The organism is Thiohalobacter sp. (assembly GCF_027000115.1).
Taxonomy (GTDB): domain Bacteria; phylum Pseudomonadota; class Gammaproteobacteria; order Thiohalobacterales; family Thiohalobacteraceae; genus JALTON01.
In genome coordinates this window covers 1-24,730 of record NZ_JALTON010000053.1, presented here as the reverse complement: position 1 = coordinate 24,730, position 24,730 = coordinate 1, and the positions used below count along the sequence as shown (strand labels likewise).

General features: G+C 66.7%; 25 protein-coding genes. 12 read left to right on the top strand and 13 right to left on the bottom strand.

Features of this window, described 5'->3' with window-relative positions:
- The first annotated feature begins 22 nt into the window (after positions 1 to 22).
- The 3 genes from MVF76_RS10055 to MVF76_RS10045 are packed head-to-tail and all read left to right on the top strand — an operon-like array spanning position 23 to position 3,212.
- Positions 23 to 1,837, top strand: a complete 1,815-nt coding sequence (locus tag MVF76_RS10055) for a copper resistance system multicopper oxidase (protein ID WP_297528705.1) — start codon at positions 23 to 25, stop codon at positions 1,835 to 1,837.
- A 27-nt stretch (positions 1,838 to 1,864) separates the two neighbouring features.
- Entirely contained in the window at positions 1,865 to 2,686 is an 822-nt protein-coding gene (locus MVF76_RS10050) for a copper resistance protein B (protein ID WP_297528703.1), read from the top strand.
- 28 nt (positions 2,687 to 2,714) lie between these two features.
- Positions 2,715 to 3,212 carry a YHS domain-containing protein gene (locus MVF76_RS10045; RefSeq protein ID WP_297528702.1) on the top strand — a complete coding sequence of 166 codons (498 nt, stop codon included), beginning with the start codon at positions 2,715 to 2,717 and terminating at the stop codon, positions 3,210 to 3,212.
- Between the two features lie 21 nt (positions 3,213 to 3,233).
- Here the strand turns inward: MVF76_RS10045 and MVF76_RS10040 are convergent, their stop codons facing one another.
- Together MVF76_RS10040 and MVF76_RS10035 are read right to left on the bottom strand one after the other, a co-directional pair.
- Positions 3,234 to 4,805, bottom strand: a complete 1,572-nt coding sequence (locus MVF76_RS10040; protein WP_297528700.1) for a GGDEF domain-containing protein — start codon at positions 4,803 to 4,805, stop codon at positions 3,234 to 3,236.
- 9 nt (positions 4,806 to 4,814) lie between these two features.
- Positions 4,815 to 5,651: a substrate-binding domain-containing protein gene (locus tag MVF76_RS10035; protein WP_297528698.1), complete on the bottom strand. Its 837-nt coding sequence runs from the start codon at positions 5,649 to 5,651 to the stop codon at positions 4,815 to 4,817.
- A gap of 417 nt (positions 5,652 to 6,068) precedes the next feature.
- Between MVF76_RS10035 and MVF76_RS10030 the strand changes: the two genes are divergently transcribed.
- Together MVF76_RS10030 and MVF76_RS10025 are read left to right on the top strand one after the other, a co-directional pair.
- A complete protein-coding gene (locus MVF76_RS10030) occupies positions 6,069 to 6,287 on the top strand; it encodes a YgaP family membrane protein (RefSeq protein WP_297528696.1) in 219 nt (72 codons plus the stop codon).
- Positions 6,288 to 6,295: 8 nt separating this feature from the next.
- Positions 6,296 to 8,233, top strand: a complete 1,938-nt coding sequence (locus tag MVF76_RS10025; protein ID WP_297528694.1) for a putative bifunctional diguanylate cyclase/phosphodiesterase — start codon at positions 6,296 to 6,298, stop codon at positions 8,231 to 8,233.
- Between the two features lie 52 nt (positions 8,234 to 8,285).
- Here MVF76_RS10025 and MVF76_RS10020 read toward each other — a convergent pair whose 3' ends face one another.
- The 3 genes from MVF76_RS10020 to MVF76_RS10010 are packed head-to-tail and all read right to left on the bottom strand — an operon-like array spanning position 8,286 to position 10,008.
- Positions 8,286 to 8,825, bottom strand: a complete 540-nt coding sequence (locus tag MVF76_RS10020) for a peroxiredoxin family protein (protein WP_297528692.1) — start codon at positions 8,823 to 8,825, stop codon at positions 8,286 to 8,288.
- Positions 8,822 to 9,418 carry a hypothetical protein gene (locus MVF76_RS10015; RefSeq protein ID WP_297528690.1) on the bottom strand — a complete coding sequence of 199 codons (597 nt, stop codon included), beginning with the start codon at positions 9,416 to 9,418 and terminating at the stop codon, positions 8,822 to 8,824. The genes MVF76_RS10020 and MVF76_RS10015 overlap by 4 nt, the downstream gene beginning before the upstream one ends.
- Positions 9,418 to 10,008 (bottom strand): TetR/AcrR family transcriptional regulator, encoded by a 591-nt coding sequence (locus MVF76_RS10010; RefSeq protein WP_297528688.1) that lies wholly within the window; start codon positions 10,006 to 10,008, stop codon positions 9,418 to 9,420. Before MVF76_RS10010 ends, MVF76_RS10015 begins: the two co-directional genes overlap by 1 nt.
- Before the next feature lie 241 nt (positions 10,009 to 10,249).
- On the opposite strand from MVF76_RS10010, the gene MVF76_RS10005 reads away from it, so the two are divergent.
- From MVF76_RS10005 to MVF76_RS09995, 3 genes are all read left to right on the top strand, one after another.
- Positions 10,250 to 11,545: an SAM-dependent methyltransferase gene (locus MVF76_RS10005; protein ID WP_297528686.1), complete on the top strand. Its 1,296-nt coding sequence runs from the start codon at positions 10,250 to 10,252 to the stop codon at positions 11,543 to 11,545.
- Positions 11,546 to 11,693: 148 nt separating this feature from the next.
- Positions 11,694 to 12,083, top strand: coding sequence for a DUF302 domain-containing protein (locus MVF76_RS10000; RefSeq protein ID WP_297528684.1), 390 nt, complete (start codon positions 11,694 to 11,696; stop codon positions 12,081 to 12,083).
- Positions 12,084 to 12,174: 91 nt separating this feature from the next.
- Positions 12,175 to 12,510 (top strand): hypothetical protein, encoded by a 336-nt coding sequence (locus MVF76_RS09995; protein WP_297528682.1) that lies wholly within the window; start codon positions 12,175 to 12,177, stop codon positions 12,508 to 12,510.
- A 485-nt stretch (positions 12,511 to 12,995) separates the two neighbouring features.
- Here MVF76_RS09995 and MVF76_RS09990 read toward each other — a convergent pair whose 3' ends face one another.
- Genes MVF76_RS09990 through MVF76_RS09980 form a run of 3 tightly spaced genes read right to left on the bottom strand, consistent with a single transcriptional unit; the run spans position 12,996 to position 15,140 of the window.
- Positions 12,996 to 13,685 (bottom strand): Crp/Fnr family transcriptional regulator, encoded by a 690-nt coding sequence (locus MVF76_RS09990; protein ID WP_297528681.1) that lies wholly within the window; start codon positions 13,683 to 13,685, stop codon positions 12,996 to 12,998.
- A 9-nt stretch (positions 13,686 to 13,694) separates the two neighbouring features.
- Positions 13,695 to 14,414 (bottom strand): type 1 glutamine amidotransferase, encoded by a 720-nt coding sequence (locus MVF76_RS09985; RefSeq protein WP_297528679.1) that lies wholly within the window; start codon positions 14,412 to 14,414, stop codon positions 13,695 to 13,697.
- Between the two features lie 33 nt (positions 14,415 to 14,447).
- Positions 14,448 to 15,140 carry an MOSC domain-containing protein gene (locus MVF76_RS09980; RefSeq protein WP_297528677.1) on the bottom strand — a complete coding sequence of 231 codons (693 nt, stop codon included), beginning with the start codon at positions 15,138 to 15,140 and terminating at the stop codon, positions 14,448 to 14,450.
- 67 nt (positions 15,141 to 15,207) lie between these two features.
- Between MVF76_RS09980 and MVF76_RS09975 the strand changes: the two genes are divergently transcribed.
- Positions 15,208 to 17,436 carry a heavy metal translocating P-type ATPase gene (locus MVF76_RS09975; RefSeq protein ID WP_297528675.1) on the top strand — a complete coding sequence of 743 codons (2,229 nt, stop codon included), beginning with the start codon at positions 15,208 to 15,210 and terminating at the stop codon, positions 17,434 to 17,436.
- An 89-nt stretch (positions 17,437 to 17,525) separates the two neighbouring features.
- Here MVF76_RS09975 and MVF76_RS09970 read toward each other — a convergent pair whose 3' ends face one another.
- Together MVF76_RS09970 and MVF76_RS09965 are read right to left on the bottom strand one after the other, a co-directional pair.
- Entirely contained in the window at positions 17,526 to 18,395 is an 870-nt protein-coding gene (locus MVF76_RS09970) for an HDOD domain-containing protein (protein ID WP_297528673.1), read from the bottom strand.
- Positions 18,370 to 18,714 (bottom strand): hypothetical protein, encoded by a 345-nt coding sequence (locus tag MVF76_RS09965; protein WP_297528671.1) that lies wholly within the window; start codon positions 18,712 to 18,714, stop codon positions 18,370 to 18,372. Before MVF76_RS09965 ends, MVF76_RS09970 begins: the two co-directional genes overlap by 26 nt.
- 233 nt (positions 18,715 to 18,947) lie before the next feature.
- Here MVF76_RS09965 and MVF76_RS09960 point away from each other — a divergent pair, with 233 nt between their 5' ends.
- Both MVF76_RS09960 and MVF76_RS09955 read left to right on the top strand, forming a co-directional pair.
- Positions 18,948 to 19,250, top strand: coding sequence for a c-type cytochrome (locus tag MVF76_RS09960; RefSeq protein WP_297528669.1), 303 nt, complete (start codon positions 18,948 to 18,950; stop codon positions 19,248 to 19,250).
- A gap of 103 nt (positions 19,251 to 19,353) precedes the next feature.
- Positions 19,354 to 20,805 (top strand): ArnT family glycosyltransferase, encoded by a 1,452-nt coding sequence (locus MVF76_RS09955; protein WP_297528667.1) that lies wholly within the window; start codon positions 19,354 to 19,356, stop codon positions 20,803 to 20,805.
- On the opposite strand, the gene MVF76_RS09950 is transcribed toward MVF76_RS09955, so the two are convergent.
- Entirely contained in the window at positions 20,790 to 21,842 is a 1,053-nt protein-coding gene (locus MVF76_RS09950; RefSeq protein ID WP_297528665.1) for a COX15/CtaA family protein, read from the bottom strand. The genes MVF76_RS09955 and MVF76_RS09950 overlap by 16 nt on opposite strands.
- 46 nt (positions 21,843 to 21,888) lie before the next feature.
- Between MVF76_RS09950 and MVF76_RS09945 the strand changes: the two genes are divergently transcribed.
- Complete coding sequence (locus MVF76_RS09945) at positions 21,889 to 22,338, top strand: DsrE family protein (RefSeq protein ID WP_297528663.1); 450 nt, start codon at positions 21,889 to 21,891, stop codon at positions 22,336 to 22,338.
- 99 nt (positions 22,339 to 22,437) lie between these two features.
- On the opposite strand, the gene MVF76_RS09940 is transcribed toward MVF76_RS09945, so the two are convergent.
- A complete protein-coding gene (locus tag MVF76_RS09940; RefSeq protein ID WP_297528882.1) occupies positions 22,438 to 23,478 on the bottom strand; it encodes an NADP(H)-dependent aldo-keto reductase in 1,041 nt (346 codons plus the stop codon).
- Between the two features lie 21 nt (positions 23,479 to 23,499).
- Positions 23,500 to 24,660 (bottom strand): FIST signal transduction protein, encoded by a 1,161-nt coding sequence (locus tag MVF76_RS09935; RefSeq protein ID WP_297528661.1) that lies wholly within the window; start codon positions 24,658 to 24,660, stop codon positions 23,500 to 23,502.
- Positions 24,661 to 24,730 lie beyond the last annotated feature (70 nt).

The window sequence follows — 24,730 nt, the reverse complement described above, 5'->3', positions numbered from 1 at the left end:
GCATCACAAGGAGAACGGGACCATGAAGCGATACCAAGCGTCTGACGATCTGCCGGACCGCTCGCGCCGGCGATTCATCGAGGGACTGGCGGCCGGCGGCCTGCTGCTGTCGCTGCCCGGCCGGGCCTGGCCGGGCGCCACCCCCGGGGCCGCGGTGACCGGCAATGTGCCGGTGCTGTCGGGCACCGAGTTCGATCTCGTCATTTCCGAGACCCTAGTCAACTTTACCGGCCGGCCGCGGATGGCGACCACCATTAACGGCTCGATACCGGGTCCGATCCTGCGCTGGCGTGAGGGCGACACCGTGACGCTGCGGGTGACCAATCGCCTTCCGGTCAGCACCTCCATCCACTGGCACGGCATCATCCTGCCCTACCAGATGGACGGCGTTCCCGGCGTCAGCTTTCCCGGCATCGCGCCCGGCGAGACCTTTGTCTACCGTTTCAGGGTGCAGCAGTCCGGTACCTACTGGTATCACTCGCATACCGGCTTCCAGGAGCAGACCGGGATGTACGGTACCATCATCATCGATCCTGCCGACGGCCCCCGCATCCGTGCCGACCGGGATTACGTGGTGCAGTTGTCCGACTGGACGGACGAGGACCCGATGGACGTCTTCGCAAGGCTCAAGAAGCAGAGCGACTACTACAACTTCAACCAGCCCACGCTCGGGGATTTCCTCCGCGATGTCTCGGAACGCGGCTGGTCCGAGGCGCTGGCCCGCCGCCGCATGTGGAACCGGATGCGGATGAGTCCGACCGATCTCGCGGATATCTCGGCCTATACCTACACCTACCTGATGAACGGCACCCCGCCGGCCGGTAACTGGACGGCCCTGTTCAAGTCCGGGGAACGCGTGCGCCTGCGCTTCATCAGCAGTGGCACCCAGAGCTTTTTCGACGTGCGCATACCCGGGCTGAAAATGACACTGGTGCACGTGGATGGTCAGGATGTGGAGCCAGTCACCATCGACGAGTTCCGTTGCGGCCCTGGCGAAACCTATGACGTCATCGTGGAACCGGAAGACAGGGCCTATACCCTCTACGCCCAGTCCATGGATCGTACCGGCTACGCCCGCGGTACACTGGCCCCGCGTCCGGGGATGAGCGCCCCGGTACCCGAGCCCGACCCCCCGCAGTGGCTCGGCATGGTGGACATGATGGGGGCGATGGCCCAGGGCGGCATGGGTCACGGCGCCATGTCCGGCATGGATCATGGGGCGCAAGGTGGCATGGGCGGCGGTGGCACCCATGCCATGCACGGCGGCATGAGTGGCATGCATGACATGGCCGGCATGGGTGGCATGTCCGGCATGCCGCGCGCACGCCATGCCCGCACCGAGTACGGACCCAGTGTCGACATGCGGGTGGACTATCCTCGGACCAACCTGGACGATCCGGGCGTGGGGCTGCGTGACAACGGCCGGCGGGTGCTGACCTACGCCGACATTCACACCCTCGGCGGCCCGCTGGATGCCCGTGATGCCGAGCGCGAGATCGAGCTGCACCTGACCGGCAACATGGAACGCTATACCTGGTCCCTCGACGGCCTGGAATTCGGCCGTTCGACGCCGGTCCACTTCCGCTACAACGAGCGCCTCAGGGTGGTGCTGGTCAACGACACCATGATGACCCATCCCATGCATCTGCATGGTATGTGGAGCGAGCTGGAACAGCCCGGTGGCGGCTTCCTTGCGCGCCGGCACACCATCAGCGTACAGCCCGCGCAGCGGGTCAGCTTTCTGGTGACCGCCGATGCACTGGGGCGATGGGCATGGCACTGCCATCTCCTCTATCACATGGATGCCGGGATGTTCCGCGAAGTCGTGGTGTCCTGAATGCGCATACTGACGAGAGGAATTCCCATGAACAGAAGATTCGTTGCAATCCCGCTGTTCGTCGCGCTGGCACATGGCCCGCTGGCGACGGCTGGTAGCATGGCGGACATGCAGGGTGGCCGCATGCAGGGGGGAAGTCCGCCCGCCGATGCCCGTGACCCGCATGCCTATGCCGAGGGGCAGGGCTTCGGCCCGCTCCCGCGGCTGCGGCTGGCAGACGAGAAGGCCTTCGCTTCCCTGCGGGTCGAGCAGCTGGAGTGGGTGCGCACCCGCGACAACGGCTCGGCCGCGTTCGATCTCCAGAGCTGGTTCGGCCGTGACTACGACCGCGCCGTGCTCAAGTCCGAGGGCGAGCATGACGGTGGCCGGCTGCAGGATGCCCGTACCGAACTGCTCTGGGGACATGCCTTCGCGGCCTTCTGGGATACCCAGCTGGGCTGGCGTCACGACAGCGGGACCGGGCCGGGGCGTGACTGGCTGGCGTTCGGGGTCCAGGGGCTTGCGCCCTACTGGTTCGAGGTCGATGTCACCGGCTACCTCGGCGAATCCGGGCGCAGCGCCGCGCGCGTCGACCTGTCCTACGAGCTGTTGCTGAGCCAGCGCCTGGTGCTGACGCCGCGGCTGGAGGCGAACCTGTACGGCAGGGACGATCCAGCCCGCGGCCTGGGCAGCGGTCTGGCCGATCTCACGGCGGGCCTGCGCCTGCGCTACGAGATTCGACGCGAGTTCGCGTTCTATGTGGGTGTGGAATGGACCGGTCTTTACGGGGATACTGCGGATCTCGCCCGCGCCGAAGGCGAGGATACGCGCACCACCGCGCTGGTGGCCGGCCTGCGCTTCTGGTTCTGAGTCCCGCTGCGCGGCAGGAGGTGGCGACATGAAGGCGCAACAGGATCGGCTGCGGTGCCCGGTCTGCGGCATGCGGGTCGCGCCGGACGCCCTCGCCGTGGAACATCAGGGCATGCACTTCGCTTTCTGCTCGCAGCAGTGCCGGGACCGCTTCCTCGCCCGGCCCGGGCTGTATGTCGGCCGACCGGGCCACCCGGCGCCCCGGCAGCGGGGCGAGGTGGAACGCCGGCGCCGCCGGATTCATCTGGACACGGCGCTTGACGAGGCGCAGGCCCGTTCGGTGATTGACCATCTCGCCAGCCTGATGGGTGTGGAGTCGGTGGTGATCAGGGACAGCGAGCTGGAGATCACCTACGACCTGTTGCAGGTGTCGCTGGCCCAGATCGAGCAGGCGCTGGCCGATGCCGGTGCCCGGCTGGGCGGTGACTGGGCCGAGCGCCTGCGTCGCGGCTTCGTTCACTTCGTCGAGGACATCGAGCTGGATGCGCTGGCGGAGACGCCGGGGTCGGGTGGCGGCTGTCATTGAGCCAGGATATTGTCGGGAGCGTCAGCTGGCCACCGTATCCCCGGTATCGCAGAGCTCCGAGGCCTCGACACGGTTGCGGCCGGCGGCCTTGGCGCGATAGAGACACTGGTCGGCGATGGAGATCAGGCGCGACAGGGTGGGCTGATAGCTGGTGCTGGGCCGGGTACAGACCACGCCGCAGCTCACCGTCATTGAAATATTCGTGTCCTGGAAGGGCACGGGCGTGGCTGCTGTTGTACGGCGGACTTTTTCAGCCAGCCTAAGTGCCGCATCGCGTGCGTGGCCGACGGTGAGAATGAGAAACTCCTCGCCGCCCATGCGAAAGATGAAATCGTTGGAACGAATGTTTTCCCGCAGGATGTCCGCAAATGCTATCAGGCACGCATCTCCGGCCGGGTGACCCAGGCGGTCGTTGATCTGCTTGAAGCGGTCGAGATCGCAGAGAATCGCCGAGAGCTGCTGCCCTTCGCGCTCGGCCTGGGCCAGCAGCCTGGGGAAGATCTCGTTGAGGTAGCGCCGGTTGTAGGTGCCGGTGAGTTCGTCGGTGATGGCATTGCGCTTGAGCTGTTCGTGCGCAGCCCGAACCTCTGCTTCCTTGCGCCGCAAGGACTCGGTGAGTTCCACGAACTGGTTGACGAGCTTGTCGATCTCGGTGCCGCCCGTGGATTTCTGCATTCTCGGCAGGTGCCCCTCCGCGATCTCGCGGGTCAGTTCAGTGAGCCTCTGGATGGGACGGCTGAAGTTGTTCACGGCGACCAGCCCGGTGAAGAGCATGACCAGTATGGTCACCGCAATCAGGCTGAGCATGGCCCGGTTGTAGCGGCCGAGCGTCTTGACCAGGCTGGTTTCCGAGTCCGCCAGCCACAGTTGCGCGCCGCTGTCTCCGGGAAGCGGTAATCGAACCCGCGCCAGTCGATAGCTCTGGTCGCCGAGTTCGATGGTGTTGTCCGAAGGATTGAAAGCCAGGCCTTCGAGGGCGGGGCTTGTACTCGCCAGAACGATACCGCCGTTGACCACCAGAAGTTCGTTGCTGCGATCCCGTGGCTGGGACTCCAGCCAGCCGCGCCCCAGGCAGCGGGCGGTGGCCGCGTGGGCGATCAGGTCGTCACGATAGAGTACCGGCAATACCGCTGCCATGCAGGGAAGGCCCGCGTTCTCGTAACCGACCACCTTTGGCTGGCGTGTGGTATCGGTCCAGTCTACGGCCGCCAGCAGTGGGTCTCCCTCGCGGCCGACGATGCGCCGCCCATCCAGGTCGGCAATGGCGATCTCGTCCACCTGGAGCTTGCTGAACTGTTCCTGGATGAGCTGCGCGATGGGATCCGCCGTGGTGCCGATGCGGATGGTCGCGAACAGGTAGTCCTGGATGCGCAGATCCGCCCGGATGGTATGCGCATAATGTGTCAGATCGATGCGCAGCTTCTCCAGGTTACGCTCGTGGAAACGAACGGTGCGCTCACGGTGCAGTGCGGCATCCTCCCAGATGACCGTGCGTGCGCTGTAGTAGGAAGCGATGAGGCTGGCGACCATCAGCAGCCCGATGGCGGCCACGAACAGGATCATTCTTTCCCGATAGCCGAGCGACCGATGCATGCGGTGGGCTCAGAGTTTCATGAGCTGGTAGCGAGCGACGATGCGCTGGATGGCATCGCCGTTGCGGACGCGGTCGATCAGTGTGAGCACGTCGGGGGATGGATCAGGCCCGGTGACTGCGGAGAGATCGCGGTAGAAGGGATAGTGACCGCTGCGCAGGTTGTCGGCAGTGGCTTCCCGGCCATCGATGCGCAGGGCATGGATGGTGGAATCTGGCTGGAAGTCCCAGGTGGCGCCTATGTGGCCGATGGCGCCGGGAAAGGCGGCGATGCGCTGTTCCATCTCCGCTGCGCTGGAGACATTGAGTCGTTGCGGGCGGAAGGCCCTGGCGTCGGGCAGAATGGTCTTCCAGTGGCCCGGGCGTTTCTTGCAATGCAGTCGCGTGACCACCACGATGGGTTCGTCCCGTCCGCCCACGTCTTTCCAGTTCGCGATCTCGCCCCTGAAAATGGCACGCACCTGCTCGGCCGACAACTCGCGCACCGGGTTGGCGTCGTTGACCATGATGAGTATGGGTTCGCGGGCGATGGGAAAAACCCGAAGCTTCTTGCGCTTGACCTCCTCATCGGCCAGGGGGCAGCAAACGAAGCCGAAATGGTCGCCATTGCGCGCCGCGATCTTTATGCCGGCGTTGCAGCCCATGCCGAGCGCCGAGTAGCGGCCATGCAGTTCCACCAGGCGGCCGGTCGCGCGTTCCAGATCGGGACGCAGGGCGTCGAATACCACCCAGGCGAAATGGGCGCCGGCGCCGACGATCGGTTCTTCCTCGAAGGTGTCGGCCGTGGCGCCGCGGGCGGCCAGCAGCAGCGGCAGGCACAGGGCAAGAACAGCGAATAATCGGTACATCCTCGGGGCTCCTGAAGAACACGCATGATGTTGAAGGGGATAGCGGCGCGGGGCAAACGTCCTTGAATTTCGGGGGTATGCCCGGCAATCGGTGCCACGGGCGCGGCGGTAACGGCAGTCCGACCCGCAACGCGCAGCGGTCGATAGCGGCCGCCTGGACATGCTCTAAGAGACATTATCCGCGATAATTCAACAGGTTGAAGCCTCCGGTTCGGGGCCGGGCCATATGCGGGACAGCGGTTCGCCGGGTCCGACGGGTCTCAAGTCCGGCCGCCGGCTGCCGATTCCTCTTATGCCATCCGCGGGCCTGATAAAAGCCTGTTCGCGGCGACACGGGCCTCGGCGGGAGTGACCCTGCTCGCTGACGAGTCACCAGGCCACGCGACGCGGACGCAGTACCAAAGCCGGGAGCCAGCCATGAAGTTGCAACCCAATATCGGTCGTGTCGATCAGCTTGTGCGCATCGGGATCAGCGCGGGTCTGCTCTATATCAGTCTGATTGATGAATATTTCATTTCCGATGCCTTCAGTTCCGCGGTGATCGCCACGCTGGGCATCATCAATCTGGCGGTGGCAATCATTCGTTACTGTCCCTTTTACGCACTGGCCGGCATCAATACTGCCCAGCTCAGTTGAGGGCCGCGATGCGCCTGTCCACCCAGATGCTGGTGGCCATCGTGGGCATCACTGTCCTGTCACAGCTCATCTTCGGGGGGATTGCCTACTGGCTGACCGTGGAGGCCGAGGAGGGTGTGCGGCAGGAAATGCTGCAGCGTCGGGCGGAGGTATTGGCCAGGGAGATATCGCTCGCGGTCGTATCCGACTCGCTCAGTGACACGCTGGTGGAGCGTTACCGTCAGCAGTATGTGCCGGACGCGGACCTGTTGCTACTGTACGATCACCGTGGCCTGCAGGCAGCGAGCGGCGCGCTGGGGGAGAGCGCGCGGACCACGCCTGGATTGCAGGCCGCCTTGCGCAACGCCGCCTTCTCCGGGCGGGAGACCGGCCGTCTGGACCAGGGAGAGGCCGCTTTCCACTGGGTATCCCGGCCGCTGTTCGAGCTGCCCTACCGTCTCTTGCTGGTCCAGCGCAAGGAGGCGCACGAGCTGGGCCTGTGGAATCTGGTGGGCATGCGCTTCCTGGCCACCGGCCTGGTGGTGATCTGGCTCGCGGTATGGGTGGCCCTGGTGCTGGCTTCCTTCATTTCCAGGAAGCTGCGTGCCACCACCGAGGCCATGACCCACCAGGCGACCCACGATGCCCTGACCGGCCTGCCCAACCGGGCCTGGCTGCACGACCACCTGGACAGGGTACAGTCCGACAGCGACCTGCTGGCACCGGACATGGTCCTGTTGCTGATGGACGTCGATGGATTCAAGGAAATCAACGATGTCCTCGGTTACCAGTGCGGTGATGCCGTGCTCACCGAGCTGGCCCGGCGGATACGAACGGTGCTTGGTGCCAACGGCAGTCTGGCGCGCGTGGGCAGCGACGAGTTTGCCGTACTGCTACCTGTCGCCACCGCGGACGAGGCCCGTGCCTGTGCAGGCCGCATCCTCGACGAGACCCGGCGCCCGGTCGAGGCGGCCGGAATCGAACTGGAGGCGCAATTGTCGGTGGGGGGTGCGCTCTGGTCGGAAGTGGGCGGCGATGGCGGGACCCTGATCCAGGCTGCCGAGATCGCATTGAGGAATGCGCAGGAGCAGGGGACCGGGCCGAGATTCTACGAAACGCCGGACATGGAGCTCAGTCGGCGCCGGCTGCGCCTGGCTTCCGACCTCCGCGGGGTCATTCAGCGTGGTGAACTCTGCCTGCAGTTCCAGCCCAAGGTCGAGCTTTCTCGCGGGCGGGTGTGCGGACACGAGGCACTGGTGCGCTGGCGGCATCCCGAACTGGGCATGGTGCCACCCGATGAGTTCATCGAAGTCGCCGAACAGACCGGGCACATAGGCGCTCTGACCGAGTGGGTGGTCGAACAGGCACTGGCGTTCGTCGCGCGGCGGCCGGAGGGTGACGTGGCCGTCAACATCTCTCCCAAAAACCTGCATGACCGCGATTTCTGTACCGCTCTGGCACGGATCCTGGCCCGCGCGGGCGTGGCCGGCGCGCGGTTCACGGTGGAGGTTACCGAAAGCGCCATGCTCTCCGAGCCCGAGCGCGTATGCGCGCATCTGCAGCGGCTGCGTGACCAGGGCATCCGGGTGTCCATCGACGACTTCGGCACCGGCTTCTCATCGCTGGCCTATCTCAAGATGCTGCCGGCGGATGAACTCAAGATCGACCGGGACTTCGTGTCCGACATGCTGCATGACCGCGGCGACCAGGCCATCGTGCGCTCGGTGATCGACCTTGCTCACCGCCTGGGCCTGAAGGTAGTCGCGGAAGGCGTGGAAGACGGCGATACCCTGGCTGCCCTGCAGGCGCTGGGCTGCGAAACGGTGCAGGGCTATTACCTGACCCGCCCCATGGATGCCGAGCAGGCACTTGAATGGCGGCCGGATGCGCGGCTGCTCACGGTGCTGCGTCCGCACACGCCGGGCGGCAGGGGCCTGCCCCGCGATGTGTTGCCGCTGCGCCCCTGAGTCCGGCTGCAAATCCGGCATCATCCGCAGCCCTTGATGCAACAGGCGGTGGTCATTGTTCGGCCGCCGGCCTGCGCAGGGCGCGGACGGGATCGAGCAGCCGGTCGTCATCCCATTCCCGGCCGCCCACGGCGCGGTAGGCGATGCGCCCCTCGGGGTCGATGACGAAGGTAGTGGGCAGGGCCAGCATGGGCCAGGCCTCGCTGACGCTGCCGTCATGGTCGAACAGCACCGGGAAGTCCATGGGGTAGTCGCCCATGAACTGGAACACCGTATCCTCGGTCTCGCCCACATTGACCGCCAGCATCATGATCCCTTCGTTGCGTATTTTGTGCCAGGCGCGCTGCATCGAGGGCATCTCCCGCCGGCAGGGCGGACACCAGGTGGCCCAGAAGTTGAGGATCACCACCTTTCCACGATAGTCCGACAGCCGGTGCACCCGGCCATCCATGTCGGGCAGGGCGAAGTCGGGCGCGTCGGGCCGGGGCTCGGCAGCCTTGAGCGTCGGCTCGAACGCCGGTGGCTGGGCCGCCATCAGGGCTGCCGCAGTCAGCAGTGCGGGCAGCAGCCACAGCCAGGCGAGTCGTTTCATGTTGCCTCCATCGATTCGTCGGGGGCGCAGCGCACGCCGCGCAGCACCCCGCGGTGCTGCACGCCGTCGCGAGTCCAGCGGAAATGCAGGTCCAGGGTGGTGCCCGGCGGCACCGGGACGCTGGTCATGCCCATGTTCCAGTCGTTGGGCGCAAAGCGCTGCACGGTGGGAAAGAAGGACCAGCGGAAGGCGACCCGCGCCGGCATGGATTCGCCGCGTTCCGTCCAGCGCGCCAGCCAGTCCTCCTTCAGCCGCAGCGGCCCGCTTTCGCCTTTGGCGGTGTACCGCCAGTCGTGCAGGTCCAGCTCGACCCGCCCGCTTTCTCCGGTGTTGCCGATGATGGTCTGGAACACGCAGGTGGCGGCCAGCTCGTCCACTGCCGCGCGGCTGAAGCCGCGGGCGAGAAAGAAGGCGCGGGTCTGGTCCGGCAGGCGCTGGATCAGGGTGACTGACAGGCCCTGGTGTTCCCACCGCCAGCCGTCCAGTCCGGTGCGTTCATCGATGAAGTGTTCGCCCGCAGGGCGCGTCAGCGCGGCGCAGCCCGCGAGCGCGATGACGGCGAGGGGGAGCGCAAGGCGCCAGCCGGGCCGCATCACGGCGCCGCGACCCCGCGCCAGGCGCAGGTCCAGAGGGCGTCCAGATGTTCCGGCAGCGGCGTGTCCAGCGCCCCGTCCAGGCGCATGGCGATCAGGCGCAGGGCGCCGCCGAAGACCGACGTGGCCGCGACATTGACATCGATGTCACGTATCTCCCCGCGCTCGATGCCGCGCCGGACCAGCTCCCGCATGCGCACGAAGGGTTGCGACGAGCACATCGGTGGCTCTTCCGGAAGGAACTCCTGGTGCCGGGCCTCGAGAATGAACTGCATGGCGCGCGGACGCTGCTCGGCGAAGGCCAGCAGGTGTGCCATGACGGCGCGGCACTGTTCGGCGCTGGACACCGGCCGTGCGGCGATATCGTCGACGGCTGCCTCGAGTTCGCCCATCAGTCCCTGGTAGAGGGCACGGGCGACGCCGGTCTTGCTGCCGAAGTGATGGTAGATGGAGCCCACGCTCACTCCGGCCCGTTCGCTGAGGTCCTGGATGGTGGTGTTGAAGTAGCCGCGCGCCATGAACAGTTCCAGCGCCGCTTCCAGGGTGCGGTCCCGGGTGTCCTGAATCCGGTCGTGGGCGAGAGCAGTCATCGCAAGGACCAGAATAGCAGTTCTAGAACAACGGTTCTAGAACTGCTGTTCGGATGCTCCTGGAGATCACTCTGTGGACATCATCTAGCGGAAATTGCGTGATTTTATTAATTTGGTTGAAGTAGGCCTCAATAATATGTGTTTGACCAAAAATGGTCACAATCCGGATTCGATTCCTCGATTACACTTGAATCAGGGTGCAGATCATGCGGTCAACTCATGGAATCGGAGGGAGGTGCTCATGAGCATGGATCGGACCCTGCCGGAGAGCCGGCAGACCCGCGCTGCGGGGGATGCCTTTCTGGCCGAGCGCTCGGTCGAACTGTTGCGGCGATTGCTGGCCGGTTATCGAGGGCCGGTGGGCGTGCGGCTGTGGGACGGTCGCTGGCCGGTGGGCGCGCCCGGTGCGCCCGCGACCCTGGTGGTGCGGCACCCCGGGGCCCTGCGCGAGCTGCTGCTGCACGGCGACCTGGTCCGTTTCGGAGAGGCCTATCTCGGCGGTGCACTCGACGTCGAGGGCGACATGGAAACCCTGTTCGACCTGGTCGAGTATCTGCGGCGCCAGGACTGGTCGCTGCGTCGCCGCCTGGGACTGGCCTGGCAGGCCTGGCGCTTGCCGCGCCACGACGGGACGGCCGAAGGCTGCGGCCCCTGCCGGGTCCATGAAAACAGCGCTACGGCCATTCGCCACCACTACGACGTCGGCAATGATTTCTACGGCCTGTGGCTGGATGCCGAGCGGGTCTATTCCTGCGCCTACTTCCGCGACGAGGCCCAGAGTCTGGACGAGGCCCAGCGCGACAAGCTCGATTACATCTGTCGCAAGCTGCGATTGGCCCCGGGCCAGCGCCTGCTCGATATCGGCTGTGGCTGGGGCGCGCTGGCCATCCGGGCCGCACGGCACTATGGCGCGCAGGTGCACGGCATCACCCTCAGCCAGGCCCAGTGCGACTTCGCCCGCGAGCGCGTGGCTCGTGAGGGCCTGCAGGACCGGGTGACCATTGAGCTGCGCGACTACCGCGATCTGCCGCCCGAGCCGAGCTACGACCGCGTGGTCAGCGTCGGCATGTTCGAGCACATCGGCGTGCGCAACTTCCCGCGGTACTTCGGACTGGTCCGCAAGCTGATGCGGCCGGGCGGGTTGTTTCTCAATCACGGCATCACCAACGACACCGGCTGGATCGACACCCCCATTACGCGGTTCGTCAATGCCTATGTATTTCCGGACGGCGAGCTGGCCCAGGTATCGACGGTGCAGACCGAGATGGAGCGTGCCGGTTTCGAGATTCTGGATGTGGAGTCGCTGCGCCGGCACTATGCCCTGACCCTGCGCGCCTGGATACGCAACCTCGAGGCTCGCTGGGACGAGGCGGTGGCCTGCACCAGCGAGGCGACAGCACGCCTGTGGCGGCTGTACATGGCGGGTTCGGCCTACTTCTTCAGCGAGGGCAGTACCAACGTCTACCAGATCCTCGCCGGCCGCCTCTACGACACGCCATCGGTGCCCCTGCGGCGCGACGATCTCTACCGCCCGTAACCGCCTGCCTGCGCCCTCCAGCCGGGCCGCAGTCCGGGCCATTCTCCTTTCCGTGGATTCGGTGGATTCCGTGGCGCTCTTGCGCTTCACTGGATGGTAGAATGCCGCCATTCGAAACATTCCCGACCTTGCAGACAGGAGGCAAGCCATGTATGGATTCGATGTGAAGGTAAAGGACGGCTTCGACGCCGCGATACAGCGGGTGACCGAGGCGCTGCAGAAGGAGGGCTTCGGCGTGCTGACCGAAATCGATGTCTCGGCGACGCTCAAGAAAAAGCTCGACATCGACAAGCGTCCCTACAGGATCCTCGGTGCCTGCAATCCAAAACTCGCTCACCAGGCGCTGGAGACCGACCCCGACATCGGTTTGCTGTTGCCCTGCAACGTGGTAGTGCGCGAGGAGGACGATGGCAGCGTCACCGTGGCCTTCATGGATCCGGCCGCGGTGCTGAAACTGGTTGAAAAGGAAGGCATTGAGACCCTGGCCGGCCAGGTGCGCGAAAAACTGATGCGGGTGCGCGACGCACTCGCCGCCTGAAGGGGCTTCATCTCGCGGCGGGGCGGGGTTGTGAAATCCCGCCCCGTTTTGTTTAGACTCGGGGCATGCGACCGCCGACCGGTGCCTGCCGATGAACCTGCCCCGCGTAGCCCTGTTCCCGCTGATGGATGCCGCCGAACCGTTGCGTCATCGCGCGCCGGCCGCGGACGAGGAGGGGCGGCCACTGTCGGATTTCATGATGCTCATTCCGGGGCTGCGCGACCGGCCAAGGCCCATGATCCAGGAGGTCATGAGCCGCATCCATTCGGTGCTGGCCTGTTTCTCCGACGAGGTGGTGTTCGCGGAACTGAACATCCGCCTCAACCTGCTCTGGGTTTCCGTCCGCCCGGTCACTGGCCTGCGCAACGCGATCGCCTGCGCCGTGCAGGATCGCGTCCCCGAGGCCAAGCTGGTTACGCATATCTAGCCTGCTTTCGTATCCCCAACAGCGAACCGCGCCACGAATCCCCGTAGGATGGGCAAAGCGAAGCGTGCCCATCACCATCAACAAAGACTCCACCCGCACCGCGGCACGAATGGTTTCGGTGGCGTCCCATTCAGCCCGACTCCGCGAGCCGGCTAAGGCTCAGCATTTGTCAATGATGGGCACGCTTCGCTTTGCCCATCCTACGGGCGACTGCGGCCTAGTGAGCGATTTGCCGGAACGCGGAGGGCGCGGAGACGCGGAGCTCGCAGAGAGAAACATGCACAGACAGGAAACACTCCGTGTGCTCTGCGCCTCCGCGCCCTCCGCGTCCTGGTCAGGCGGTCCGGCCGTCTGGCTGTGATGGGCGCGCTGCGCCCTGGTCATCCTGCGGGTCCATGCATTCCCGACCAGCCAGACGGTGCGCACGGCGCACCCTGCGGGTCATGCCCTTTCCGTGGATTCGGTGACTTCCGTGGCGCTCTGAATCATTCCCCATCCACCAGCGCCTGCAGCCGCTCCAGGTCCAGCAGCGTGATCTGGCTGCCCTTCACCTCGATCAGCCCATCCCGCGCGAGCCGGGTGAGAATGCGTGACAGGGTCTCGGGCTTGATCGACAGCCGCGAGGCAATCACCTGTTTCGGCGTCTCCAGGCTCAGTTGTTGCGGGCCGCAGCCGCGCTCGGGCAGCTCGCGCAGCAGGTAGGCCGCGAGCCGGTAGGTCGCGTTGTGCAGGGTGAGACTGTCGATCTCGCTCAGTTGCCAGTGCATGCGCTGGCTCATCACCCCGAGCATGTGCAGGCAGGTGTCGACCGAGCCGCGGAGGATGTTGAGAAAGGTCTGGCTGGAGAAGCCGATGAGCCGGCTGTCCACCAGCGCCTCGGCGTTCACCGGATAGCAGTGGGCGGACATGAACATCACCGCCTCGGCAAAGCTGCGGCCGGGCTTGATCACCTCCACCACCTTCTCGTCGCCTTCCTCGGACAGGCGATACAGTTTCACCTGGCCCTCGGTCAGCAGGTAGAAGCGTTCCGCCGGCTGGCCCTGCTCGAACAGCAGCCGGCCCTCGGCCAGGTTCACCTCCACGGCTGTGGTGAGCACGGTGCGCAGCTGGTCCTCGTCCAGGGCCGAGAACAGATAGGTCCGCTTGAGTGCGGGGATGTGGTCTTCACTGAGCATGGCGGTGGTTCACTCGCCGGGGGAGGCGGAAGTCTGCAGCTGCCCGGCCAGTCCCTCCATGACCTGGGTCATCAGGGCATTGATTTCACCGAAAGGCGCGTCCTCCGCGAGCAATTGCGCCGGCCCTTGCACCCACTCGCTGCCGTCCAGTTCATTGGCGCAGTGTTCGACCAGGGCGTGGGCAGAGGCGGGCGTGGTTTCCAGATGGAACTGGAAGCCCAGCAGCCGGTCGCCGTGCACGAAGCCCTGGCAGGCACAGGCCGCGGTCGAACCCACGGGAAGCGCGCCCTCGGGCAGGGAAAAGGTCTCGCCATGCCAGTGGAAGGCGGGGAAGCGTTCCGGCAGCCGCTCGGCCAGCCAGTGGCCGGCCAGCGCCGGGTCGCGCGTGACCGGAAACCAGCCGATCTCGCGCGCCGGGTTGCGCGTGATCCGGGCACCCAGGACTTCGGCCAGCAGTTGGGCGCCGAGACAGATGCCCAGCACCCCGCCGCCGGCCTCGACGACGCGGCGGATGAAGTCCTTCTCCACCCGCAGCCAGGGATAATCCGCCTCGTCGTGCACCCCCATGGGGCCGCCGAGCACGATCAGCAGCTCGACCGCATCCGGGCGCGGCAGGCCATCACCGGCATACAGCCGGGTGCCACCGATCTGGTGACCGCCGCGGTCGATCCACTCGGCGAGACTGCCGAGGCCCTCGAAGGGCACATGTTGCAGAAAGTGAATGCGCATGACAGCCTCCAGTGTCCTGGTTTTGTTTGCGTGTTATCGTTTTCCGAAGGCAGGCCAGGACAGCCGTTGGCGGCCGCTGCCCGGGCGTCCGCGGGCGAGCCGCTGGCGCGCCTTGTCGCGCCAGTTGTCGGCCAGCGCCGGCAGCTCGCCCAGTGCCTGCAGGGCCTCGGGGTCGTGGGGCTCGCCATGTACGAGCTGCATGACCCTCGCAATCGTCCATTCGGGCTGCGGCGAGGCGACGCGCTCCAGGCTGTCGCCGGCAGCGAGACTGCCCGGCGCCAGCACCCGGCAGAACCAGCCGCAGCGCGTGCTGTCCTGGACGGCGCGTGCCAGTCCGGCAATGCCGAAGCGACGGTCGAGTTTCCAGCAGGGCGTGCGTGGCTGGCTGACCTCGAGCAGCAGCTCGCCGGCGCGGAAACGGTCGCCGATGGCGACATCCTGTTCGGTGAGTCCGAGCGTGGACAGGTTTTCGCCGAAGCCGGGCGGTTCGAACCGGTGCGCGGGATGTTCGGCCTGCCAGCAGGCATAGTGCTCGCGTGCGTAGAGGAGCAGGGCGCGGTCGGCGCCCCCGTGATGTGCGGTGTCCGCCTGCTGGTCACCGGCGAGTCCGAGCGCCCCGACCGATACGCGGCCGTTGACGGCGGCCTTGCCGATGGCGCTGGGCGGGTCGAGACGGTGATCAACCTGTCCGGCATATAGCCCTTCGATGCGAACGGTTTCCGGCATGGGGTCTCCGGGGTCGATCGTGCGATCATAGCATCCTGGCGATCATTGAAGCAGAGGCAGGCGCCGCATGGCGAGCATTCGACTGTCGATCTCGGGAATGTCCTGCGCCGGCTGCGTGGCAGCGGTGGAGGATGCACTGCGCTCGGTCCCCGGTGTCACTGGGGCCCGCGTCAACTTCGCCGAGCACACGGCGCTGGTGGAGGGCGAGGTTTCGGCCGATGCCCTGGTGGCCGCGGTGCGCGCGGCCGGCTATGACGCCGCAGAGCTCAGAAGCCTGGCCGACGAACTCGACAAGGAGGCGGCTGAATTTGCGCACTACCGCGCCCTGCTGCGCAAGGCGGCGGTGGCGGGCGTGCTGGCACTGCCGCTGGTTCTGGGCGGCATGGTCTTCGATGCACTGCCGGATCTCGCCGCCGGCGAGGGGCGGGGTTTCTGGCTGCTGGTCGGGGTACTGACCCTGGGGGTGCTGGTCCATTCCGGCGGCCATTTCTTTCGCGGTGCCTGGGCGGCGGCGCGGCATCACAACGCCAACATGGACACCCTGATCGCGCTGGGCACGGGCACGGCCTGGCTGTACAGCATGGTGGTGGTGCTGGCGCCGCAGTGGGTGCCGGTGCTGGCGCGGCATGCCTATTTCGAGGCCGCGGTGGTGATCCTGGCGCTGATCAACCTCGGCGGCGCGCTGGAAATGCGTGCGCGCGGCAAGACCTCGGAGGCGATCAAGCGGCTGATCGGGCTGCAGCCGCGCACGGCGCGGGTGGTGCGCGACGGCCGCGAGCAGGACGTGCCCATCGAGGAGGTCGGCCTGGACGAGACCCTGCGGGTGCGGCCGGGCGAGAAGATCCCGGTCGACGGCGTGGTCATCGAGGGCCACTCCTCGGTCGACGAGTCCATGCTCACCGGCGAGCCGATCCCGGTCGAGAAGACGGCCGGCGACGAGGTCGTGGGCGGCACCCTCAATCGCAGCGGCACCCTGCTGATTCGCGCCCGGCGCATCGGCAAGGACATGGTGCTGGCGCGCATCATCGATAGGGTCCGCGAGGCGCAGAACTCCAAGCCGGCCATCGGCCGCCTGGCGGACCGGGTCAGCGCAGTGTTCGTGCCGACGGTGCTGATCATCGCCGTCTGCACCTTTCTGGTGTGGTTCAACTGGGGACCGGAGCCGCGGCTGGGTTATGCCACGGTGACCGCCATTACCGTGCTGGTGATCGCCTGTCCCTGTGCACTGGGTCTGGCCACGCCCATCTCCATCATGGTCGGCGTGGGCAAGGCCGCCGAGCACGGCATCCTGATCCGCAGCGGCGAGGCGCTGCAGCGCGCCGGGCAGATCGACACCCTGGTACTCGACAAGACCGGCACCCTCACCGAGGGTCGGCCACGGCTGCAGCGGGTGCAGGTGGCCGGCGGCCAGGACGAGGCGGCACTGCTGCAACGCGTGGCCTCGCTGGAGGCCGCGTCCGAGCATCCGCTGGCCGAGTCGGTGGTCGAGGCCGCGCGGGAACGCGGACTCGAACTGCTGCCGGTGTCCGGCTTCGAGGCCCGTGCCGGGCGTGGGCTGGTCGGCGAGGTGGCAGGGACAGCGCTCGCGGTGGGCAATGCCGGGCTGATGCGTGAACTGGGCGTCGACATCGATTCCCTGGCGGCGACGGCCGACTCCTGGGCCAGCGCCGGCGAGACCCCGGTGTTCGTCGCCGAGGCGGGCCAGGCGGTCGGCCTGCTGGCCATCGCCGACACCCCGCGTGCGGAGGCCGCGAAGGCGATCGCCGCGTTTCATCGCGCCGGGCTCAGGGTGGTCATGCTCACCGGCGACAACCGGCGGGTGGCCGAGGCCGTGGCCCGGCAGCTTGGCATCGATCGCGTCGAGGCCGAGGTGCTGCCCGGGGACAAGGCCGAGCGTGTCGCCGCGCTGCAGGCCGAGGGCGCAGTCGTCGGCATGGTGGGCGACGGCATCAACGACGCCCCGGCGCTGGCGCGCGCCGACGTCGGCTTCGCCATCGGCACCGGCACCGACGTTGCCATCGAGAGCGCCGACATCACCCTGATGGGGACCTCGCTGTTCGGCGTCCTCAAGGCCATCCGCATTTCGCGGGCGACGGTGCGCAACATCTGGCAGAACCTGTTCGGCGCCTTCTTCTACAACGCGCTGGGGATCCCCATCGCCGCCGGTGCCCTGTATCCCTTCACCGGCATGCTGCTCAACCCGATGATTGCCGGTGCGGCCATGGCCCTGTCCTCGGTCACCGTGGTCAGCAACGCCAACCGACTGCGCTGGCTGGACCCGAGCGAGGCGGCGTGACATGGAGCTGTGGGTGAATCTGGCCGGGCTGGTCCTGATCCTGCTGATCGTGTGGTGGTTCTGGCTGGCGAAGTGAATCGGCTCGCGGTTCAGGCGGCGGAGATGCTGCCGAGGATGGCGGCACGCGCATCTTCGTATTGCAGGTCGGCCTCGGCGACCACGCCCTCGACGATGTCGGGCGACAGGCCGACCAGTTCCCAGGCGCCCGCAGCCAGCGGCGGTACCCGGCCGGACTCGGCGGCGGCGCTGCGCACCGCACAACTGGTGACATCGGCCAGATGCACCAGGGCCGTCTCCAGCTGGTGGGCCGGCGCCTCCATGGGGAAATGATGGTAGCGGATGGCGGTGGCGAAGCTTTCCGGCAGATGCCAGGCTTGCATCAGCGCCGCGCCGACCTCGCCATGGTCGTAGCCCAGCAGCTCGCGTTCCACGTTGTGCAGCACCTCGCCCTGGTCGCGTGCCCGCCTCAACGCGGCAGCGGCCACTCCCGGCAGTTGCCGGTAAAGAACCAGCGAACCGATGTCGTGCAACAGGCCGGCGACGAAGTAGCGCTCGGGATTGGGCGCGCGATGGCGCATGGCCAGCACCCGGGCAACGCAGCCCACGTGCAGGCTGTGTTCCCAGAAGTCGTCCATGGTGACCAGTTGGCCGGGGATGCCGGAGAAGGCCTTGATGACGCTGGCGGCCAGGATCAGATCCAGCAGTTCCAGGGTGCCGACCACCGTGATGGCGCGGGACACGGTCTCTATGCGCGAGGGAAAGCCGTAGAAGGGGCTGTTGACGATCTTCAGCAGCCGCGCGGTCAGCGCGGGATCTTCACGGATGACGTTGCCGATGTCGGCGGCGGAGGAATCGGGATCGTTGATCAGATCGATCGCCCGCATCACCACTTCCGGCAGCGAGGCAAGCTCCAGGGTTCGGCCGATCAGTCGTTCAACGCTCGGTGTCGTTTCGCTCATGTATCCGGTTTCCCTGCAGCATCCTTGCCCGGGTCACGCGCATCAGCGCCTGAATGAAGGGGTGGGCGGTGTCGGTGTCACGGAACAGGACGTCCACGGCAGCCTCGACCCGCGCCGGATCGATCGCTGCATCCGGCGCGCCGGCTTCGCACGCTGCGGTACGAATCTCCAGGCCCTTGACAGCATGGGCGGCAAGCAGGCGGATGTGCCGCGCATCGATCCGGGTCCCCGCCCGCAACAGGATCTGTCCGCTTCCGCCTTCGACATCCGTCGCCACGACCATGCCCGGTTCCACGGCATCCAGCTCGAAGTAGGTCATGGCCGGTCATCAGGCTCCCTTGTTCTCCCCTGGTCTGGTATGTTGCTACTTGCCGGGGTTGTCCGCCCGATTCTACACAAATGTCGCGAAGCGCTGCCACTGGCCGCGGATGTGGGAAACTTGTGGCCGCGAACAGGATCAAAGGCGGCGACGGATGGATGAAATCGTCCAGCGTTCCGCGCCGGGCATTTACACGCTCATCCTGAATGCTGTCAACACCTTGAGGAGGATGCATGAACAATCTGGTCAAGTCCTGTGTCTTGGGGGTTTCACTGAGTCTGCCGCTGGCCGCCCAGGCTGCCGATATCGCCGCCGGCAAGGCCAAGGCCGCCAGTTGTGCCGGTTGTCACGGCGCCAATGGCATCAGCAACAATCCGATGTGGCCCAATCTGGCGGGCCAGAAGGCCGGTTACCTCGCCAAGCAGCTTCGCGCCTTTCGTGACGGCACACGTCAGGATCCGATGATGACGCCCATGGCCAAGCCATTGTCGGATGCCGACATCGAGAACCTGGCCGCCTACTATTCCAGCCTTTGAGACGCCGGCCCGGTGACGGGGGCCGCCACCCCCGTCGCCGGGTCCCCCTTGCCTGATCCGGCTCGCCGCGCTGCGGGTCGTTACTTTGCCCTCGGAGTCGTGCTTGGCTGCTCTCCGTCACCCCCTGCCGGCATTCCTGCTCATTCTGCTCGTGCTGCTGCTGGCCTTTGCCTTTCAGGGCAGTCGTGGCCTGTGGTCGCCCGACGAGGGCCGCTATGTCGGCGTGGCGCTGGAGATGATCGAACGCGGCGACTATCTGCATCCGCATCTCCACTTCGAACACCCGCATTACACCAAGCCACCGCTGACCTACTGGGCAATCGCCGCCAGCCTGGACCTGTTCGGGCACAGCGAATGGGCAGCACGCCTGCCGCACGCGCTGGCCTATGTTTTCACTGTCCTGCTGGTGTGGGCCATTGGCAGGACGCTGTTCGACGAATCGCGCGCCCGGCTGGCGGCGCTGTTTCATGCCACCGCGCTGCTGCCGGTCATCGCCGCGCAGGCCGTGACCACCGACACGCTGCTGACGCTGTGGGAGACGCTGGCCCTGTTCGGCTTCGTGCGTGCCTGGCGCTCGCCACGGCAGACGCGTTGGGTGCTGCTGATGTGGCTCGGCTTCGGGCTGGCCTTCCTGACCAAGGGGCCGCCCGGGCTGTTGCCGCTGCTGGCGGTGGCGGTGCTGCTGGTATGGCAGCGGGACTGGGCCCTGCTGCGGCGCCTGTTCCGCTGGCCCGGGTTGCTGCTGTTCCTGGTGGTGGGTGGCGGCTGGTATCTGTGGGTGCTGGCCGACACCCCGGGACTGCTGGACTATCTGCTTCGCTTCGAGGTGGTGGAACGCATCGCCGGCGCGGCGCATCATCGCCATGGGGAATGGTACGGCGGCCTGCTGGTGTACGGGCCGACCCTGCTGATCGGGACCCTGCCCTGGGGCCTGTTGCTGCTGGCGCGCCCATGGCGGCAGGGTAAGTCGGGTGGGAATGGGGGCAGGCTGCGCTTTCTCTGGCTCTGGTTCCTGTTGCCGCTCGCGGTGTTCATGCTGGCGCGTTCCCGGCTGCCCTTCTATCTGTTGCCCCTGTTCGTGCCGCTGGCCCTGTTGCTGGCGGCCGCGATTCCCGATAGTTGGTTGTCGCGACAGCGGGCATGGGTGCTGTCGAGTATCGTCCTGGCCGCGATCCTGGTCGGACTCAAGGGGTATGCCGGGCAGATGCGGCACGAGCAGGACGACCGGCAGCTGGCCGCCGAGCTGCAGGCGGTGGCCGGTGGCAACTATGCCGAGTACGTCTTCGTCGACGCATCTCCGCGTTACGGGCTGCACTTCTATCTGGGCGGCGAGGTCGAGCATGTGTGCCTGCCGGCAGCCTGTCCGCGGCAGGGGTTGACGGCAGACGAGGCGCTTTCGGAGGAGTTGCTGGCCGATGAGACCCGGCGCTTGTTCCTGGTACCCGCGGCAAGCAAACAGGGATTCCTCGCCCAGGTTGCCGCTGTGGGCAGAATGGGGGTGCAGGTGGGCGAACTGCGGGGACTGGTGCTGATGCGGCTTCAGCCGGCGGAGTGAGCCGGGGCCGGCCGCCGCAGCCGGTGCACCGCGTTGAGTGCCAGCGTCAGCAGCACCAGCGCGCCGGCCTGATGACTCGAGGCCAGCGCGATGGGTACGTGCAGCAGGAGGGTGCCGATGCCCAGCATGACCTGCACGATGGCCATGCCGCCCCACAGCAGCAGGGCGCGGCGGCTGGCGGCCGGCAGCGAGGCGTCGGTTGCGGCGCGCCAGGCGAAGAGCAGGGTGAGGGTCAGGGTGGTGATCGCCAGCAGTCGGTGATCGAACTGCACGGTGGCGATGTTCTCGAAGAAGTTGCGCCAGGCCGGCTCCAGCATCAGCCAGACCTCGGGCACCAGTCGGCCGTCCATCAGCGGGAAGGTGTTGTAGGCATGACCGGCCTTGAGCCCTGCCACCAGCCCGCCCGAGCCGATGGTGACGAAGGTGAGTGCCGTCAGTGTGGCCGCCGGCCGCCAACGCGGATGGGGTGCCACGCGGTCACCGCGCCACAGATCCAGCGCCACCCAGAGAATGAACCCGTAGATCAGGAAAGCCAGCAGCAGGTGGGCGGTCAGCCGGTACTGGGACACGTGCGGGTCATCGACCAGCCCGGACTTCACCATGTACCAGCCGAGCAGTCCCTGCAGGCCGCCGAGCACGAACATGGCTACCAGCTTCGGGACCAGCGGCCGCCGAATCCAGCCGCGCCAGAGGAAGAACAGGAAGGGCAGCAGGAAGGCGCTGCCGATGGTACGGCCAAGTACCCGATGGGCATACTCGAACCAGTAGATTTCCTTGAACCCGTCCAGGTCCATGCCGAAGTTTTTCTTCTTGTATTCCGGCGAGGCTTGGTACTTCTCGAATACCGTCTGCCATGCCTCCTGCGACAGCGGCGGCACGATGCCGAAGATGGGATCCCACTCGACCATGGACAGGCCGGAGCCGGTGAGGCGGGTCACGCCACCCAGCACCACCATGGCGAAGACGAGCGCGCAGCAGGCAAACAGCCACAGGGCGATGATGCGGTCGTGGCGACGCTGGCTTGCGGATTCATTCATGGCGGGGCATTGTAACGCAAAGTCGGGGTTTTTCCGGGAGGTCCGGATGTGTCGTCTGCTGTGGCTGTTCTGCATGCTGCTGCCGCTGCCGCTGTCGGCCGCTGACGAGGGCCTGCCGCCCGGCGCGCCGCAACCGGAGGCGGGCCGGGTCTACGACATCAGCCTGCACGACCCCGGCGAGCTGATGCTGCTGCTGCGTCGTCTCGAACAGCTGAGCGAGGGGCCGCAGGCCAGCGGCACGCAGCCCTCGGTGGCATTGGTGCTGCACGGCCCTGAGCTGGCCTATTTCGCCCGCGACCACTACGACCACTATCGCGAGCTGGTCGATCTGGCGGCGCGGCTGGATGCCTTTCATGTCATCGAGGTCAAGGCCTGCCGCACACGGATGAAGGCGCTGGGCCTGAAACCCGAGGACATGCCGGCGTTCATCGAACTGGTGCCCTACGGTCCCGACGAGGTCGAGCGCCTGCGCCGCGAGGGCTATCTGGTGATGTAGCCCGCATATTGCACCAGGGCGGAAGCGGGCGGCCGGACTCCGGGGGCAACGGACGTTCCGGGATGATTCGCTGAGGTGTCTTCAGCACCTTTCCTGTCCTCAGGGTGCCGGGTTGGGCTGGTCGACATGGATGGCCTCGATGCCTTCCAGTATCTCGGTATCCAGAGTCAGCCAAGTGCTGGCGATGTTGGCCTCGAGCTGTTCGAGGGTGGTTGCGCCGATGATGGTCGAGGTCAGGAAGGGGCGGCTGTTGACATAGGCCAGCGCCATCTGGGCCGGATCCAGCCCGTGTTTGCGGGCCAGCGCCACGTAACGGCGCGTGGCGCGCACCGCCTGCGGATTCGAGTAGCGCGTATAGTCCGGAAACAGGGTCAGCCGCGCGCCCGCCGGCCGGGCATGGTCCAGATACTTGCCCGACAGCACGCCGAAGCCCAGCGGCGAATAGGCCAGCAGGCCGCAGCGCTCCCGCCAGGAGACCTCGGCCATGCCCACCTCGTAGCTGCGATTGAGCAGGTTGTAGGGGTTCTGCACACTCACCGGCGGCGGCAGGCCCAGCCGTTCGGCGGTACTGATGAAGCGCATCGTGCCCCAGGGTGTCTCGTTGGACAGGCCCCAGGCACGGATGCGCCCGGCCTCGATCTCCGCGGCCAGGGCGGCCAGCGTTTCCTCGAAGGGGGTGAAGTCGTCCGTCTCCGGGGTGTAGCCGAGCCGGCCGAAGAAGTTGGTTCGCCGCTCCGGCCAGTGCAACTGGTAGAGATCGATGTACTCCGTCCGCAGCCGCCGCAGGCTGCCGTCCAGGGCGGCGCGGATGTGGGTGCGATCGAAACGGGTGCGACCGCCGCGGATCCAGGGAATCCAGTCCTCGCCGGGACCCGCGATCTTGCTGGCGAGCACCACCTGGTCGCGCCGGCCGCTGCGCTGCAGCCATTCGCCGACGATTTCCTCGGTACGGCCATAGGTCGCTTCCCGCGGCGGGATCGAATAGAGCTCGGCGGTATCGAGGAAATTGACGCCGCGCTCCAGCGCCAGATCCATCTGCGCGAAGGCCTGTTCGGGCGTGTTCTGTTCGCCGAAGGTCATGGTGCCGAGGCAGATCAGGCTGACCTCGATGTCGGTTCGGCCCAGCCTTCGCCGCGGCATCTCCTGCGTGCCGGTCACGGATCAGTCCCCCAGGAACAGGGTCAGGACCCCGGTGTAGCCATAGAGACGGTCGTGCGAGATCTCGCCGTTGGCGAAGAAGCCGGCCAGCGGGAAGTCGCCCAGTTGCTGGCGAATGAAGCGCAGTTCCTCGGAATCCTCGCCGAACAGGTTCTGCCCGCGACCCAGGCAGGAGAAATAGAGTCCACCCAGGATCGGGCGTGTGCCGACGCGGTCCCGCAGGTCGGTCAGCATCCGTTCCAGGTCCTCCCACGCCGAGCGGCCGTCACGGCGGCAGAACTGGATGGGCTGGCCGGGTTCCACCAGGTCGCCGATGGCGAGCAGCCTGTTGCCGGTATCCAGGCCCACCAGGTTGCGCACCAGGTAGTCGCCGCTGTCCGAACCGGCGAGCGGCAGCCCGGCGAAGATGTAGCCGGCGATGCGGTTCAGATCCCGGGCCAGGATCTCGCCGATGTCCTCGAACAGGACATCCAGCGCCGGTCGGCCATCGATGTGCGAGACGATGTTGCGCTCGCAGCCGGTGACGCGGTGCACCTTGCCGATCGGCGTGCAGCCCTGGGTCAGCCCGGTGACCATATGCACCTGCGCAGCATCGAAGACCACGCCCGAAAGCCCCCCCTGGACCACGGCATTGGCGATCTGGGGTTCGTCGCCGCGCGAGGAACTGAGGCCGCCGACCAGATGGCCGCCCGGCAGCCGGCGGGCCAGTGCCTCGATGAGTTCGGGTGTGGCGGCATTGCGCGGATCGCCATGGATCACGGCCACGTGCCTGTCCGAGCGCGCCAGCCAGGGCGCCAGTGTCTCCACGCCGGCCAGGGTAGGGTCGGCCACTGGCGGCAGTATCCGGTAGCCTGCCTCGGGGAAGCTGCCGATCATCACCGACATGGCCGCGGTTTCGTAATACTCGCGCCCGCTTGCGCAGATACCCATGCCCACGGTGCCCACCCAGTCACGGACGCCGGTTTCCTCGCGGAAGTGGTCGAGGATGTGGGGCAGCAAGCCGGCATGAGTATCGGTGGCGTACAGAAAGCCGAGGTTGGCCTCGGGGGGCACGTAGCCGATCTGCTGCAGGCACTGTTCTGCGGCCTTTTCCCATTCGGGGGCTTCGGCATGGCCGAGCAGGAAGCGGTCGGAGAGCTGCGGTGCCTCGGAACCTGATCTCATGGGGGCTTGCCAGTGCCGCGCGCAGGGGGTGGCGCAACCTTACAACAGTCGGGGCGGGGAGGGCCAGGGT